Origin of the sequence: Pseudarthrobacter sp. S9 (assembly GCF_050156545.1) — a bacterium.
Classification (GTDB): Bacteria; Actinomycetota; Actinomycetes; order Actinomycetales; family Micrococcaceae; genus Arthrobacter.
The window spans coordinates 565,326-580,536 of sequence record NZ_CP189576.1 but is presented as its reverse complement, the minus strand read 5'-3'; the positions used below and the strand labels follow the sequence as shown (position 1 = coordinate 580,536).

Annotated in this window: 16 protein-coding genes; 12 read left to right on the top strand and 4 right to left on the bottom strand. The window is 67.4% G+C overall.

What is annotated here, in order from left to right; translation table 11 throughout:
* Position 1: 1 nt before the first annotated feature.
* From ACQCSY_RS02760 to ACQCSY_RS02750, 3 genes are read left to right on the top strand one after another with little or no spacing between them, the layout of a single operon-like run.
* Positions 2–754: a CoA transferase subunit B gene (locus ACQCSY_RS02760; RefSeq protein ID WP_427132985.1), complete on the top strand. Its 753-nt coding sequence runs from the start codon at positions 2–4 to the stop codon at positions 752–754.
* A 41-nt stretch (positions 755–795) separates the two neighbouring features.
* Positions 796–1,326 carry a MaoC family dehydratase gene (locus ACQCSY_RS02755; protein WP_427132983.1) on the top strand — a complete coding sequence of 177 codons (531 nt, stop codon included), beginning with the start codon at positions 796–798 and terminating at the stop codon, positions 1,324–1,326.
* Positions 1,323–2,156 (top strand): HpcH/HpaI aldolase/citrate lyase family protein, encoded by an 834-nt coding sequence (locus ACQCSY_RS02750; RefSeq protein ID WP_427132981.1) that lies wholly within the window; start codon positions 1,323–1,325, stop codon positions 2,154–2,156. Before ACQCSY_RS02755 ends, ACQCSY_RS02750 begins: the two co-directional genes overlap by 4 nt.
* Before the next feature lie 117 nt (positions 2,157–2,273).
* On the opposite strand, the gene ACQCSY_RS02745 is transcribed toward ACQCSY_RS02750, so the two are convergent.
* Positions 2,274–3,086, bottom strand: coding sequence for a DUF3883 domain-containing protein (locus tag ACQCSY_RS02745; RefSeq protein WP_427132980.1), 813 nt, complete (start codon positions 3,084–3,086; stop codon positions 2,274–2,276).
* A gap of 251 nt (positions 3,087–3,337) precedes the next feature.
* On the opposite strand from ACQCSY_RS02745, the gene dxr reads away from it, so the two are divergent.
* The 7 genes from dxr (at position 3,338) to ACQCSY_RS02710 (ending at position 9,877) form a co-directional block, all read left to right on the top strand.
* Positions 3,338–4,522, top strand: coding sequence for a 1-deoxy-D-xylulose-5-phosphate reductoisomerase (gene dxr / locus ACQCSY_RS02740; protein ID WP_427132979.1), 1,185 nt, complete (start codon positions 3,338–3,340; stop codon positions 4,520–4,522).
* A 53-nt stretch (positions 4,523–4,575) separates the two neighbouring features.
* Positions 4,576–5,907 (top strand): M50 family metallopeptidase, encoded by a 1,332-nt coding sequence (locus ACQCSY_RS02735; protein ID WP_427132977.1) that lies wholly within the window; start codon positions 4,576–4,578, stop codon positions 5,905–5,907.
* Positions 5,908–6,075: 168 nt separating this feature from the next.
* Entirely contained in the window at positions 6,076–6,831 is a 756-nt protein-coding gene (locus ACQCSY_RS02730; protein ID WP_427132975.1) for a MarR family transcriptional regulator, read from the top strand.
* The gene (locus ACQCSY_RS02725) at positions 6,828–7,352 is read left to right on the top strand and encodes a hypothetical protein (RefSeq protein WP_427132973.1); all 525 of its coding nucleotides are present in this window, start codon (positions 6,828–6,830) and stop codon (positions 7,350–7,352) included. Before ACQCSY_RS02730 ends, ACQCSY_RS02725 begins: the two co-directional genes overlap by 4 nt.
* Positions 7,353–7,517: 165 nt before the next feature.
* On the top strand, positions 7,518–7,811 hold the full coding sequence (locus tag ACQCSY_RS02720) for a YciI family protein (protein WP_427132971.1): 294 nt from the start codon (positions 7,518–7,520) through the stop codon (positions 7,809–7,811).
* 49 nt (positions 7,812–7,860) lie between these two features.
* Positions 7,861–9,027, top strand: a complete 1,167-nt coding sequence (gene ispG / locus ACQCSY_RS02715; RefSeq protein ID WP_427132970.1) for a flavodoxin-dependent (E)-4-hydroxy-3-methylbut-2-enyl-diphosphate synthase — start codon at positions 7,861–7,863, stop codon at positions 9,025–9,027.
* Positions 8,990–9,877, top strand: a complete 888-nt coding sequence (locus tag ACQCSY_RS02710; RefSeq protein ID WP_427135633.1) for a GNAT family N-acetyltransferase — start codon at positions 8,990–8,992, stop codon at positions 9,875–9,877. The genes ispG and ACQCSY_RS02710 overlap by 38 nt, the downstream gene beginning before the upstream one ends.
* A 10-nt stretch (positions 9,878–9,887) precedes the next feature.
* Here the strand turns inward: ACQCSY_RS02710 and ACQCSY_RS02705 are convergent, their stop codons facing one another.
* From ACQCSY_RS02705 to ACQCSY_RS02695, 3 genes are read right to left on the bottom strand one after another with little or no spacing between them, the layout of a single operon-like run.
* Positions 9,888–10,529 carry a TetR family transcriptional regulator gene (locus tag ACQCSY_RS02705; protein ID WP_427132968.1) on the bottom strand — a complete coding sequence of 214 codons (642 nt, stop codon included), beginning with the start codon at positions 10,527–10,529 and terminating at the stop codon, positions 9,888–9,890.
* On the bottom strand, positions 10,526–11,269 hold the full coding sequence (locus ACQCSY_RS02700; RefSeq protein ID WP_427135631.1) for an ABC transporter permease: 744 nt from the start codon (positions 11,267–11,269) through the stop codon (positions 10,526–10,528). Before ACQCSY_RS02700 ends, ACQCSY_RS02705 begins: the two co-directional genes overlap by 4 nt.
* Before the next feature lie 34 nt (positions 11,270–11,303).
* Positions 11,304–12,107 (bottom strand): ABC transporter ATP-binding protein, encoded by an 804-nt coding sequence (locus ACQCSY_RS02695; protein WP_427132966.1) that lies wholly within the window; start codon positions 12,105–12,107, stop codon positions 11,304–11,306.
* A gap of 455 nt (positions 12,108–12,562) precedes the next feature.
* Between ACQCSY_RS02695 and ACQCSY_RS02690 the strand changes: the two genes are divergently transcribed.
* A complete protein-coding gene (locus ACQCSY_RS02690; RefSeq protein ID WP_427132964.1) occupies positions 12,563–14,374 on the top strand; it encodes a proline--tRNA ligase in 1,812 nt (603 codons plus the stop codon).
* Between the two features lie 19 nt (positions 14,375–14,393).
* Complete coding sequence (locus tag ACQCSY_RS02685; protein WP_427135629.1) at positions 14,394–15,188, top strand: sulfite exporter TauE/SafE family protein; 795 nt, start codon at positions 14,394–14,396, stop codon at positions 15,186–15,188.
* The last annotated feature ends 23 nt before the right edge of the window (positions 15,189–15,211 follow it).

Sequence of the window (15,211 nt, the reverse complement as noted above, 5' to 3'; positions counted from 1 at the left end):
CATGGATTCGAACAGCTCGCAGGGGGAGCCTCCCCGTCCCGAGGCCGTCCGTCACGAATACCGCCGTGCTGCTGCGTCGCGCCAGGACAGCAAAGGTTGGTCGCGCAATGAACTGGCAGCCCGGGTGGCGCAGGAACTCCGCAACGGCCAGTACGTCAACCTCGGCATCGGTATGCCCACGCTGATCCCCAATTACATCCCGGCCGGCGTGGAGGTGGTCCTGCATTCGGAGAACGGCATCCTCGGCGTCGGCCCGTACCCCGGCGAGGATGAGGTCGACGCCGATCTGATCAACGCGGGCAAGGAGACCGTCACCGTCAACAAGGGCGCGGCGTTCTTCGACTCCGCGGTGTCGTTCGGGATGATCCGCGGCGGGCATGTGGATGTGGCCGTGCTGGGCGCCATGGAGGTAGCCGCCAACGGGGACCTGGCCAACTGGATGGTCCCGGGCAAGATGGTCAAGGGCATGGGCGGTGCCATGGACCTGGTCTTCGGAGCCAAAAAGGTGATTGTGATGATGGAGCACGTGGACCGGAACGGCAAGCCGAAGATCGTGGAACAGTGCACGCTGCCGCTGACGGGCAAGGCGTGCGTAGACCGGATCATCACCGACCTCGCCGTGTTGGACATTGTCGCCGACGGCGGGGGGTCCAGGCTGGTGCTGCGTGAGCTGGCACCCAACGTGTCGGTCGAGGACGTCGCCGCGGCCACCGGCGTCGAGCTTTTCGAGGAAGACCAGGAATTGACCGTATGACGGCGAACCCAGGGCCGCAGGGTGGCACGGCAGGGAGTGGCATGACGCGCGTCATCGAACAGCGCGGCCTGTACTTTGATGAGCTCGAAGAAGACGTGGTCTACGCGCACCGCCCGGGCCGGACGGTCACGGAGACGGACAATGTCCTGTTCACCACCATGACCATGAACACCCAGGCTCTCCACCTGGATGCGGCCTGGAGCGCCGGGCAGCCGTTCGGCCAGCGGCTGATGAACTCGATGTTCACCCTGGCCACGGTGGTGGGCCAGTCCGTGCCGCAGCTGACCCAGGGCACCATCATCGCCCAGCTGGGCCTGACGGACGTGTCCTTCCCGCACCCGCTTTACCACGGCGACACCCTCTACACGGAGACGGTCGTGACCGGGAAGCGGCTCTCCGCCTCACGCCCCGGCCAGGGCATCGTGACCATGAAGCACACCGGGCGCAACCAACACGGTGACGTGGTGGCCCTCGCCACTCGCAGCTGCCTGATGTGGACGCGCGAGGCGCATGTTGCGGCGCAGAAAGACAACGTAAAAGGAACAGCTCAACAGGGGACAATAGAGACATGAGTTTCCTGATGGGCCCCGCCCTGCTGTTCTGCCCCGCCGACCGCCCCGAGCGGTACCAGAAGGCCGCCGAACGCTCCGACGCCGTGATCGTGGACCTGGAGGACGCCGTCGCCCCCGCGGACAAACAGCGAGCCCGCGGCGCCATCCTCGCGCAGCTCGGCGCCACCGGCGACGTCCCGGAACTGGATCCCAGCCGCACCATCATCCGGGTCAACCCGGCCGGCACGGATGAGTTCGAGAAGGACATGCACTGCCTCAAGCACACCCCGTACCGGCATGTCATGCTCGCCAAGACCGAAAGCCCGGCCCAGCTGAAGGAGCTCGAGGGCTACAGCGTGATTGCCCTCTGCGAGACGGCCGCGGGGATCCTGAATGCCGCCGCCATCGCCGCCGTTCCCAACGTGGTGGGCCTGATGTGGGGTGCGGAGGACCTGCTCGCCTCCCTCGGCGGAACCTCCAGCAGGACCGAGAACGGCGACTACCGCGCCGTGGCGCTGCACGCCCGCTCCTCCGTGCTCCTGGCCGCCGGCGCCTTCGGCAAGGATGCCATCGACTCCGTCTACGTCAACATCCCTGACCTTGAGGGGCTGGCGCTCGAGGCCCGCGACGCCGTCGCCTCCGGCTTCACGTCCAAGGCCTGCATCCACCCGAACCAGGTGGCCGTGGTCCGCGGCGCCTACGCGCCCTCGGACTCCGACGTCGCCGCGGCCGCCGAGCTGCTCGTCGCCGCGGCCGCCGCCGGCACGGGCGTGTTCCAGTTCAAGGGCAAGATGATCGACGGTCCCATTCTCAAGCACGCCGAGTCCACGCTCCGCCGCGCCGGCCGCTAAATCCGGGCCGTAGCGCGTCTTGAGTCGTGCGGCGCCGGGCCATTTGCCGCAAACGGCCGGAATGGCGAATCCCATCCCGGCCATATGCGTCAAACGGCCGCGCTGCCTCGGGCGGATCTAAGCAGGCCGGGGCAGTGCGATGAAGTCGTTCGGTTCCAAGATGCAGCTGGCATCCAGACTGCCACGCAGCGGGAACCAGGCAGGGCCGTGGCCGAAGTTGAACACCCGGACCAGGTGATAGGAATCCAAGTGGTCCCGGGAGACCCTAAGCTCGTTGCGGCTGACGAAGAAGGGTGTTTCGGCCCGGGACCTTGTTGTCTTGACTTCGATCAACTTCTCCCTCCCGCTTTCCTCAAAAGACAAGATGTCGAATCCTGGGCCGTCGCCTTGCGTCTGGCTGACATGATCTATTCTGCCGGCGAGCTTGCTCCTGCCGGCTTTCACGAGGCGCCGGTACTCCAGATCGGCGACGGCAAGTTCTCCTGCTAGCCCGAGCGCCCGGTTCCTTGCCTCGATCGCGTCGTAGTCCGGGCTACCGATTCTGGAATGCGACGATCCCGAATGCTCGGGGAAGATGATCGCGGGTGTGTTGGCGCTGATGAAATCCAAAGAGCCGGCAACTGTTGGATCGGGGGCCCGCAAGGCTTCGGCCAGGATCAGCTCAACGAGCGAGGGGCTTGATGACAGCTGGCGTTGCACCTCGGGGACCAAGGACTGCTGATAGTTCTGTGCGGGTTGGTACCCCTGGATCGAGCGGAGTCCGAGTTTCATCAGCACCGCGGAGATATTTTGATGCTTGAACTCAATGGCCGACTCGGACAGGTTCGAAAGCAGCGGCAAGAGTGCTTTCCTGAACTGACTCTTGACGTATGGCTCGCCTGAGACTTCCAGCCGAAGCATCTCCAGGTAGCCTCGGACAGTCGCCGCCACTTCGGCACTCGACCAAGCCGCTTGTTTTCCCGCCAAGGCCGCCCCAATTCTCGTTTGTTCGCTCTCGGCGCCAGGCTACAACACGCTCTCGCATTTCGGGCCAAGCCACGGGCCGGCCACGCTCTCCGCCGGACTCACACGCGCGAGATGGCACTTCGCGGCAGTGTTTCGGGCTCAAAGTCAATCAGTCGTTGCAACGATGGGTGTCAGGCGCGGAGGAGCCGGGACACGCGGTGCGGGATACTTAAGGGATGCAGCCGCGCAAGATCGTCCTTCTCGGGTCCACCGGTTCCATCGGCACGCAGGCGATTGACGTCGTCGACGGCGCCCCGCACCTTTTCGAGGTCGTAGCCCTGAGCGCCGGCGGCGGCAACCTCGAACTGCTGGCCGGGCAGGCCGTGCACACCCGAGCCCGGGCGGTGGGCGTTGCCAGCGGCGATGCAGCGGTGCTGCAGTCCCTGATCGACGACGCCGCAAGCGCGGTCGGACTGACCGGGTACCGTCCGGACATCATCACAGGCCCGGACGCCTCCACCCGGATCGCCGAGATCGACGCCGACGTCGTGCTCAACGGCATCACCGGGTCCATCGGCCTGGCACCCACCCTGGCCGCGCTCAAGTCCGGGGCAACCCTGGCCTTGGCCAACAAGGAATCCTTGATCGTCGGCGGCGCCCTCGTCAAGGCCGCGGCCCGCGTAGGCCAGATCGTCCCGGTGGACTCCGAACACTCCGCGATCGCCCAGTGCCTGCGCTCCGGCGCGCCCGCCGAGGTTGACCGGCTGATCCTGACAGCGTCCGGCGGACCGTTCCGCGGCAAGACCCGGGACGAGCTGCACGACGTCTCCCCGCAGGACGCCCTAGCCCACCCCACCTGGGACATGGGCCTGATGGTCACCACCAACTCCGCCAGCCTCGTCAACAAGGGCCTCGAAGTGATCGAGGCGCACCTGCTCTTCGACATCCCGCTGGACCGGATCGACGTCGTGGTCCACCCACAGTCCATGGTGCACTCCATGGTCCAGTTCGTCGACGGTTCCACGATCGCCCAGGCCTCCCCGCCGGACATGCGCCTGCCCATCGCCCTGGGCCTCGGCTGGCCGGACCGCGTGCCCCGGGCCGCCCAGGCCTGCGACTGGAGCAGGGCCACCAGCTGGACCTTCGAGCCGCTCGACGCCACCGCGTTCCCCGCCGTCGGCCTCGCGAAGGACGCCGCCAGGCAGGGGAGCACCTTCCCTGCCGTGTTCAACGCCGCGAACGAGGAGGCGGTGATGGCCTTCCATGCCGGCCGTATCCGTTTCACCGACATCGTGGATACCATCGAAGCCGTACTCAGCGAACACACAGGTTCCTCCGGGCTGACGGTGGAGTCAGTGCTGGATGCTGAACAGTGGGCACGCGCGCGCACCCATGAACGTTTGGCCGTTAGAAATATCTAGACAGCTGAGAAGTCTTTAGCTGAGAAGTCTTTTAGGAAGCAGCAGATCACAGCATGAGCCCCGTCCTCCTCTTTATCCTCGGTGTCGTCTTCGTGGCGATCGGCATCGCCGTGTCCATTGCCCTGCACGAGGTGGGGCACCTGCTGCCGGCCAAGCTGTTCAAGGTCCGGGTCACCAAATACATGATCGGCTTCGGACCGACCCTCTGGTCCAAGCGCCGGGGCGAGACCGAATATGGCTTCAAGGCCATCCCGCTGGGCGGCTACGTGTCCATGATCGGCATGTACCCGCCGAACAAGGAAGACGGCAGCGTCCGTCCTTCGAGCACCGGGATGTTCCAGTCCCTCGCGTCCGACGCCCGGTCACTCGCCCACGAGGAGGTCGGCGCCGCCGATGAGAACCGGGTCTTCTACCGCCTGCCGGTCTGGAAGAAGATCATCATCATGCTCGGCGGCCCGGCGATGAACGTGCTGATTGGCGTCGTGCTGACTGCCGTGCTGCTCATGGGATTCGGCATGGCGACTCAGACCACCACCATCGCCGACGTCTCCAAATGCCAGGTCAAGGCCGGAGAGACCGTGGACCCGAATTCGGCCGACTGCAAGCTCACCCCCGCGGCAGCCGCCGGACTCAAACCGAACGACGTCATCACCTCATTCGACGGCAAGGCCGTCACCAGCTGGGACGAGCTCACCGGCTGGATCCGCGCCTCCGCGGACAGGCAGGTCAGCGTCACAGTGCAGCGCGACGGCGCCGCCGTCAGCACCGTGGTCACCCCGGTGCTGTCCGCCCGTCCGGTGATCGGCGCCGACGGCCGGCAGGCCAAGGATGCCGACGGCAAGCTCCAGTACCAGGACGTCGGATTCCTGGGCATCGGCGCGCAGACGGCGCTGGTGCAGCAGCCGGCGTCGTCGGTGCTGCCGATGGCAGGGGAAAACATCAAGCAGGTCGCCGGCGTGATCGTGAACCTGCCGGCCCGCGTGGCCGGCGTCGCGAAGGCGGCCTTCAGCGAGGAGCCCCGCGACCCCAACGGCCCCATCAGCGTCGTGGGCGTGGGCCGCGTGGCCGGCGAGGTCGCCGCCATGGAGCAGGTGCCGCTGCAGTCCCGGCTTGCCGCCCTGGTGGGCCTGCTGGCCGGCCTCAACTTCGCACTTGCCGTCTTCAACCTCGTGCCGCTGCTGCCGCTCGACGGCGGCCACGTGGCCGGCGCGCTGTACGAGGGGGCCCGGCGCCGGGTTGCCAAGCTGTTCGGCCGCCCCGATCCCGGCGCATTCGACATCGCCAAGCTGCTGCCGGTGACCTACGTGGTGGCGGTGCTGTTGATGGGCATGGGCGCGCTGCTGATCTACGCGGACATCGTCAAGCCCGTCAACCTCTTCGGCTAACGGCCTGGGCCCGGGTCCGCGGCCCGGGTCCGCGGCCTGCGTCCGCGGCGGCCGGCTCCGCACCCAGCCGGATTCCGCTGATTTGGTCATCTAAGCTTATTTCGGCTGATTTTTAGTAATCAGTTGAAAATGGTTGATTATTGAAGATCACCTCTTTAGGCTGGGGCTATGTACGTGATGACCATCGACCAGCGCGGCAGTACCACCGACGTCGATCGCGTCCCCGGACTCCTGGCGGAACTGGGCGCGCTCTCCACCGCCGGGCGCTTCGAACGCTCTGTCGGCGACGAGGTCCAGGGTGTCGTGGAGCGCCCGGATGAAGTCGTGGAGATCGCCCTGCATGGCCTGCGCAGTGGCCGCTGGTACGTGGGGATCGGGATGGGGGAGGTGGACCTGCCGCTGCCCGTCAGCCCCCGGGAAGGCTCCGGTCCCGCCTTCGTTGCGGCCCGGCTCGCAGTGGACCGGGCCAAATCCGCGGCCGCACACGTGCCGCTCTCCGTGGTCTCCGGCGGCCTCCGGAGGGGGGACGCCGCGCCGTCCGCGGAAGGATCGGCGGGAGCCATGGCCTGCGCCAACGCCGAGGCGGTGCTGCGGCTGATCGGGCGGCTGGTCCAGGACCGGACCGCGGCGCAATGGAAGGTGGTGGACGTGCTGCGCTCGGTGCAGCACGGACACTCCGGGACGCACGGCACGCAAAAAGTCGCAGCCAGGAAACTCGGAATCACCGAGCAGTCGGTGAGCCGTGCGCTCCTGCGGTCGGGCTGGCAGGAAGAATGGGCGGCGAGGCCGGCGGCGGAAATGCTGCTGTCCCTCGCGCACGGCCTGATCACAGGAGACGACGGCGCCGGCGCCCGGGACCCGGCGCCGGGACAAGGAAGCCCTGACCCGGAAGCCCGGGACAGCCTGACAGAAGGAGACAAGTGAACGCCCTCTGGATCACCCTGGCGCTGCTCGCCGCCGGATTCGCCGGCTGGCCGGTCACCGCCCTGGTCTTCCGGCTCGCCCGGACCATTGACGAACGCGCCGACGCCGCCGGCACGGACGCGGTCTCCGCAGGCGCCGACACGGCCGAGGACCCCGCGGCCGACTCCACCGTCGATCCCGGCGTCCCCGCCGACCCCGCCACAGCGCAGCAACCACCGCAGCAGGGGCCGCAGTCACCGGAGCCCGCCCCGGATCCGGCCGCCGCCGAGACGGTCACCAGTGCACGCATCCTGCGGGGCGGCGCGATTATCGGTGTCCTGGAGCGAGTCGCCGTCTGCCTCGCGATCCTCGCGGGCCAGCCCGTCGCCATCGCGTATGTCGTGGCCATCAAGGGACTGGGCCGCTTCGCCGAACTGAAGGGGACCCCCGTGGCAGCCGAGCGGTTCATCATCGGCACCCTGACCTCGATGCTGTGGGCGGCCGGCATCGCGGCGCTGGCCAAGGTCCTCTTCCTCGGCTGACCCGTGGCTGATCAGTGGCTGGCCAGTGGCGCCGATCTCCGGTCGGCCGGCGCCCCGCCCGGCCCGGACAGGCCCGGACAGGCCCGGATGGGAACCGGGCAGGCCCGGATGGGAATCGGACAGGCCCGGATGGGAACCGGGCAGGCAGGGCGATAGTGTATCCGTATGACTGTTTTTGCTGTGGAGTACGTATACGACGCCGAATCTTCCGAAGCCCGCGATGCCAGCCGCCCTGCGCACCGCGAATGGACGGCGGGACTCGCCCAGGAAGGCGCATTGCTCGCCAGTGGCCCCTACGGGGACGGCGCGGGCGCACTGCTCATCTTCAAGGCGGCCGATGAGGCGGCCCTGAACGAGATCCTCAAGCAGGACCCGTTCGCAGCCGCCGGCGCCATCTCCGGCACACGCACCACCGTCTGGGCCCCGCTGACCGGCCTCCTGGCCGGGCACGCCGCTTAGCCCGTCCCCGCCTACAGACCTTCGATCCTTCGATATACAAGGAGTCCATGTGACCTCGGTCAGCCTGGGAATGCCGTCAGCACCGCCCCCCGTTCTTGCCCCCCGCCGGAAGACCCGACAGATCAAGGTGGGCTCCGTCGGCGTCGGCTCCGATTTCCCCATCAGCGTGCAGTCGATGACCACGACCCCCACCACGGACATCAACGCCACCCTGCAGCAGATCGCCGAACTCACGGCCTCCGGTTGCGACATCGTGCGCGTCGCCTGCCCGTCCGCCGACGACGCCGAGGCGCTGCCGATCATCGCCAAGAAGTCCCAGATCCCGGTGATCGCGGACATCCACTTCCAGCCGAAGTACGTCTTCGCGGCGATTGAGGCAGGCTGCGCCGCGGTGCGCGTGAACCCCGGCAACATCCGCAAGTTCGATGACCAGGTCAAGGAAATCGCCCGCGCCGCCAAGGATCACGGCACCTCGATCCGCATCGGCGTCAACGCCGGTTCCCTTGAGCCCGGCATCCTGAAGAAGTACGGCAAGGCCACCCCGGAAGCCCTTGTGGAATCCGCCGTCTGGGAAGCCTCGCTGTTTGAGGAGCACGGCTTCCACGACTTCAAGATCTCGGTCAAGCACAATGACCCGGTCATCATGGTCGCCGCGTACGAGATGCTGGCCGAAAAGGGCGACTGGCCGCTGCACCTCGGCGTCACCGAGGCCGGCCCGGCGTTCCAGGGCACCATCAAGTCAGCCACGGCCTTCGGCGCCCTGCTCTCCCGTGGCATCGGCGACACCATCCGCGTGTCCCTCTCCGCCCCGCCGGTGGAGGAAATTAAGGTGGGCAACCAGATCCTGCAATCGCTCAACCTGCGCCCGCGCAAGCTGGAGATCGTCTCCTGCCCCTCCTGCGGCCGCGCCCAGGTGGACGTCTACACGCTCGCCGAGCAGGTCACCGCAGGCCTCGAAGGCATGGAGATCCCGCTGCGCGTCGCCGTCATGGGCTGCGTCGTGAACGGGCCGGGCGAGGCCCGCGAGGCCGACCTCGGCGTTGCCTCGGGCAACGGCAAGGGCCAGATCTTTGTGAAGGGACAGGTCATCAAGACTGTCCCGGAGGACCAGATTGTTGAGACACTGATCGAAGAGGCCATGCGTATCGCTGAAGAGATGGGGGAGGCCGATGGCGAAGATGCTGTCAAGGGTAGCCCCGTGGTTAGCGTCTCGTAGGGACGGCGCCGCTCCCGGCGTCGTTGTCCGTGTCCTTGGCGGCGCGGACACTGCACAGTTGTTGGCACTGGCCCGGCAGGACGCCGTCGCCAATGTCTTCATTCTTTCCCATCTGGAGACCGCCGGAACGGCGTCTCCCACTGCCGGTGGCGCCAGCATCTTTGGCGTGTTCGACGGCGGCACCCTCATCGGCGCCTGCTGGGCCGGCGCCAACCTGGTGCCGGTGCAGCTGGACCCGGAGCTGGCCGGTCTCGTGGCGATGGCCGCCCACCGCTCCGGGCGCCGCTACGCCTCGATCTTCGGCCCCGCCGAAACAGTGCTCGCCATTTTCACCGGGCTGGAGCAGTTGGGGCAGTCCGCGCACGAAGTCCGCGATGACCAGCCCCTCATGACCATCACAGGCCCGCCCACCGTCCGTCCGGACCCTGCGCTGGGCTTTGGTGAGCTCGCGGACTTCGACAAGATCCTGCCCGCGTGCGCGGCGATGTTCGAGGAGGAAGTCGGCTACTCGCCCTACCTCGGCGGCAGGGAGTATTACAGCCGCCGTGTGAAGGGCCTGATCCGCCAGGGGCATTCGCTGGTGCACCTGAATCCGGACGGCGAGGTGGTCTTCAAGGCCGAGCTCGGCGCCGTCACGCCGGAAGTCACCCAGGTCCAGGGCGTCTGGATGAACCCCGAATTCCGCGGACGGGGGCTCAGCGCCGGTTACATGGCCGCCGTCGTGGTCCTGGCTCAGAGGCTTGCGCCCGTCACGAGCCTGTACGTCAACGACTTCAACACCAAAGCCCGCGCCACCTACGAGCGGGTGGGCTTCCATCAGGTGGGCACCTTCGCCACGGTGCTGTTCTAGTAGCGGCTCTTCAACCTTCACGCCCGAGTGGCGGCGCACTGTCCGGCAACAGCGCACCCGTGAGGTAGTGCTGGACGTTGGGTGCCACCAGCCGCACCACTTCATCGGGGGAGGCCGAAGCTAGCGGCTCCAGCCTGACGACGTAGCGCACCAGTACCAGCCCCACAATCTGCGAGGCGACCAGGCTCCCGCGCAGGGCCAGCTCCTCCGCCGTGCCGGGGATGCCTGCCATGATCCGCGGCAGGATTGTCCGCGTGGCGGTTTCCCGGAGCAGCGCAGTCTTGGCCTTGGAGCCGATGGTGCCGCGCAGGAAAGCCAGCAGCCTGTGCTGGGCCGGGCTTTCCCACAGCCGCAGCACCGCCCGCACCACGGCCTCGGCCCGATTTTCAAGGTCTCCGGAGCCGAGGCCGGCCAGCACCAGCGCGGGGTCCGCGGGCAGCTCAACGCTCAGGGCAAAGAGTTCATCCTTGCCCCCGAAGAAGTGGTGGATCATCGCCGGGTCCACGTGCGCCTCTCGGGCGATCCGGCGCAGGCTGGTGCCCTCGAATCCGTGCTCCGCGAACAAGCGGCGGGCCGCCGCCAGGATCTGGCTCCGGGAATCCGTACCGCCGCCCCGGGGCCCGCGCCGCGCCTCGGGCCGGCCGCCGCTCACGGAGTCCGCCGGCGCAGGGTCAGCGAGGCCAGGACCAGCACAGCCACGACGATCACGGCCATGACAGCCGTGTCCTGCCACAGGAGTTCCGTGGCCTCGGTGTGGCCTGCGATCTCCTTCAGGGCATCCACCGAAAACGTCAGCGGCAGCACATTGGAGACGGCTTCGAGCACCTCGTTCATCCGGTCCCGCGCAACGAAGAGCCCGCACAGCAGGATCTGCGGCACCACCACCACCGGCATGAACTGCACAGCCTGGAACTCGGTCCGGGCGAAGGCCGAACACAGCAGGCCCAGCGCCACGCCCAGCACCGCATTGACGACGGCGATCATCACCACCAGGCCCGGGCTGCCCTTGATCTCCAGGCCGAAAACCCAGTAGGCGACGCCGGTGGCGACGACCGACTGGAGGGTGGCCATGATGGAAAACGCCAGACCGTAGCCGAACAGCAGGTCCGCCTTGTGGATCGGTGTGGTCAGCAGCCGCTCCAGCGTCCCGGAGGTCCTTTCGCGGAGCATCGTGATCGAGGTGACGAGGAACATGACCACGAACGGGAAGATCGCCAACATCATGAGGCCCACCCGGTCGAAGGTCCGCGGGGCGCCGGGCGGCACGGTCTCGTTCTCGTAGAGGAAATAGACGGCCGTCAGCAGAAGCGCGGGAACCAGGAGCATCAGCGCCACGCTGCGGTGGTCGTGCCGGAGCTGGTCCAGCACGCGGGTCGTCGTGGCCAGCATCATGCGCGGATTCACGTGGTCACCTTCACTTCGGTTGTCATTTCAGCTCCAGGGCTCGGCTTGGTTCCGCGGCTCGGGGTGGCCCTTCGGCGGCCTCGGCCTGCCGGATGATGTTCAGGAACGCCAGTTCCAGATCCTGGCTGCCGCCCCGCCGGCCGAGCTCGGCGGGGGTGAGGGAGGCCAGCAGTCGCCCTTGCCGCAGGAGCAGCAGGGACGCACAGTGGCTGGCCTCTTCCATGACATGGCTCGAGATCAGCAGCGTCGTCCCGGCTGCGGCCATGGCCTTGAAGCGGTCCCAGAGGTCAGCACGGAGGACCGGGTCCAGGCCGACGGTGGGCTCGTCCAGGATGAGCAGCTTCGGGCGGCCAACCAGGGCGCAGGCCAGCGACACGCGGCTGAGTTCGCCGCCGGACAGGTCTGCCGTCCTGGTCCGTGCCTGCCCTTCCAGCCCGACGGCGGCAATCGCCTCCAGCCCGTCGCGCCGGTGCGTGCCATGCATGGCGCCGAAATACCGGACATTCGCTTCGACGCTGAGGTCCGGGTAGACGCTGGCTGACTGCGTGACATAGCCAAGCACATGCCGGAGGGCCGGATGGCCGGCGGGCCTTCCGAGCACCGTGACAGTTCCGGACGTTATGCGCTGGACGCCGACAACAGCCCGCATCAAGGTGGTCTTGCCGCTGCCGGAGGGCCCCAAGAGTCCCGTGATCCGGCCCGGGGGAATGCTGAAGCCGACGTCCTGCAGGATGGCCTTTCCGGCCCGCACGATGCGCAGGCCGTTCACCTGCACCGCCGCCGCCCCGAGGGGGAGGGCGCCGGCTGCCGCTGCTGAATGTGACATGTTTCTCCTCCGCCGGAGCGCTCCAGTCTTTCCCGCCACCTCGAATAATTCCCCAGGTGATGAATTGAATGTAGACCCGGGGGAGGCGATGGTCAACGGAAAAATATGCGGATTCCGACTCTTGTTTTCGGGCCGTGCGTCACATAAGTTCTACGTAGCCGTGTCGCACAGGCGCGCGCAGTTCATGGAGTAATTGCCGGGGACTGCAGATGCGTGGAGGCAACACCAACTAGCTCACAGCCTGAGATCTGGGGGTGCTGGGGCCACAGAGCCACGCCATGACAGGATGACCAGCCGGGAACGGCCAGGGGCTTCCATCAGTTATGGCGTGGCTCTTCCGCGTCCGGGCTGCCGGTAGATTAGTAGCTAGACGCTTTTGGCCGGTTTCCCGGTTTTCCCGCTTTCCCGGTTTGCCGGGTTTGCCCCGCTCCTCCCCAGAAACGGATAGATACCCAGTGGTCCTTCGACTCTCCAAGCTGTTCCTGCGCACCCTGCGTGAAGATCCCGCCGACGCCGAAGTGGCCAGCCACCGGCTCCTGGTCCGGGCCGGCTACATCCGGCGGGCCGCTCCTGGCATCTACACCTGGCTGCCGCTGGGGCTGAGCGTGCTGCGCAAGGTGGAGCAGGTCATCCGCGAGGAAATGTCCGCCATCGGCGCACAGGAAGTCCACTTCCCGGCCCTGCTGCCCAAGGAACCCTACGAGGCCACGAACCGCTGGACCGAGTACGGCGAGGGCATCTTCCGGCTCAAGGACCGCAGGGGCAACGACTACCTGCTGGCCCCCACCCACGAGGAAATGTTCACCCTGCTAGTCAAGGACCTGTACTCCTCGTACAAGGACCTGCCGCTGAGCATTTACCAGATCCAGAACAAGTACCGCGATGAGGCACGGCCCCGGGCTGGCCTGCTGCGCGGCCGCGAATTCATCATGAAGGATTCCTACTCCTTCGACGTCGACGACGCCGGCCTGGACGCGAGCTACGCGGCTCACCGCGGCGCCTACCTGAAGATCTTCGAGCGCTTGGGCCTTGAAGTCATTCCGGTTGCGGCCACCGCCGGCGCGATGGGCGGCTCCAAGAGCGAGGAATTCCTGCACCCCACGGAGATCGGCGAGGACACCTTCGTGCGCTCGGCTGGCGGCTACGCGGCCAACGTCGAGGCCGTCACCACCGTCGTCCCCGCGGACATCGACTTCGGCAACGCTCCGGCCGCGGAAGTCCGCGACACCCCGGACACCCCCACGATCGACACCCTCGTCGACGCAGCGAACGTCCTGGTTCCCCGCGCCGAGCCCGACGGCGGCGCCTGGACTGCCGCGGACACCCTCAAGAACGTCGTCCTCGCCGTGACCCTGCCGACCGGCGAACGCCAGATCGTCGTCATCGGCCTGCCGGGCGACCGCGGGGTGGACCTCAAGCGGGTGGAAGCGAACATCGGCTCCTTCCTGCCGATCGCCGGCGAGATCACGCTCGAGGCCGCCAACGAGGACGACCTCAAGAAGCAGCCGCTGATTGTCAAGGGCTACCTCGGCCCGGGGCTGTCCTTGGACGCGCCCCTGCTGGGCACCGAGGGCGCCGCCAAGCTGCTCTACCTCGTGGATCCGCGCGTCGTGAGCGGTTCCGCCTGGGTCACCGGCGCCAACGAAGCCGGCAAGCACGTCTTCGGGCTCGTCGCAGGCCGTGACTTCGGCTGGGACGGCATCATCGAGTGCACCGAGGTGCGCGCCGGCGACGAGTCCCCCGACGGGTCCGGCCCGCTGGAAACCGCCCGCGGCATCGAGATGGGCCACATCTTCCAGCTCGGCCGCAAGTACGCCGAAGCCCTTGAACTTAAGGTTCTGGACCAGAACGGCAAGCAGGTCGTGGTGACCATGGGCTCCTACGGCGTCGGGGTCACCCGCGCCGTCGCGGCCCTGGCCGAGTCCAACCACGACGACAAGGGCCTGGTCTGGCCGCGGGCCGTGGCTCCGGCCGATGTCCACGTCGTGGCAGTGGGCCGCGGCGAGGAAATCTTCGCGGCCGCGGAAAAGCTGGCCCTGGAGCTTGAAGCCGCAGGCCTCGAGGTCATCTATGACGACCGCCCCAAGGTTTCGCCCGGCGTGAAGTTCGGCGACGCCGAGCTCGTAGGGGTGCCGACCATCCTCGCCGTCGGGCGCGGGCTCGTGGACGGCGTAGTGGAGATCAAGGACCGCCGCAGCGGCAACGCCGAAAATGTTCCTGTTGACAAGGCCGTTGACTATGTGGTCAACGCCGTCCGCAACAGCTGACGCGCTGTCTTTGGTAGGTGTGGTCTCCGGCCTCGAGTCGATCCAGCTCAGCACCGTCATCCTGATTGTGGTGGCCGGCTTCGCCGCGGGCTGGGTGGACGCCGTCGTCGGTGGCGGCGGGCTGATCCAGCTTCCCGCGATGCTCCTGGTGCCGGGCATCAGCCCGGTGCAGGCGCTGGCCACCAACAAGATGGGGTCCATTTTCGGCACCACCACGAGCGCCGTCACGTACTACGGCCGCGTCCGGCCGGATTTGCGCACCGCCCTGCCCATGGCGGTGATCGCGCTGGCGGGCAGCTTCGGCGGCGCGGTGCTGGCCGCCAACCTGCCGGCGAGCGTGTTCAAGCCGATCATCGTGGCGGCGCTGGTCGCCGTCGCGCTGTTCACGGCCTTCCGGCCGAACGTAGGTGAGCTGACCAGGCTGCGGCATGACGGCCGCCGGCACTACGTGGTGGCCTGCGTGATCGGGGCGGTGATCGGCTTCTATGACGGCCTGATCGGTCCGGGAACGGGTTCCTTCCTCATCATTGCCCTGGTGTCCGCCATGGGCTATGCCTTCCTCGAGGCCAGCGCCAAGGCCAAGATCGTCAACATGGCCACCAACGCGGGCGCCCTGCTGTTCTTCCTGCCGCACGGCTCGCTGCTCTGGGGGCTCGGATTGCTGCTCGGAATGGCGAACATGGCGGGCGGCTACCTAGGCGCGCGCACAGCCGTCAAGCAGGGCAGCCGGTTCATCCGGATCGTGTTCCTGGTGATCGTGGGGGCGCTCATCCTCAAGCTCGGTTCCGACATCTGGCAGGACACCTTCGCCTAGCCGCTCCCTCTGCAAGAAGGACT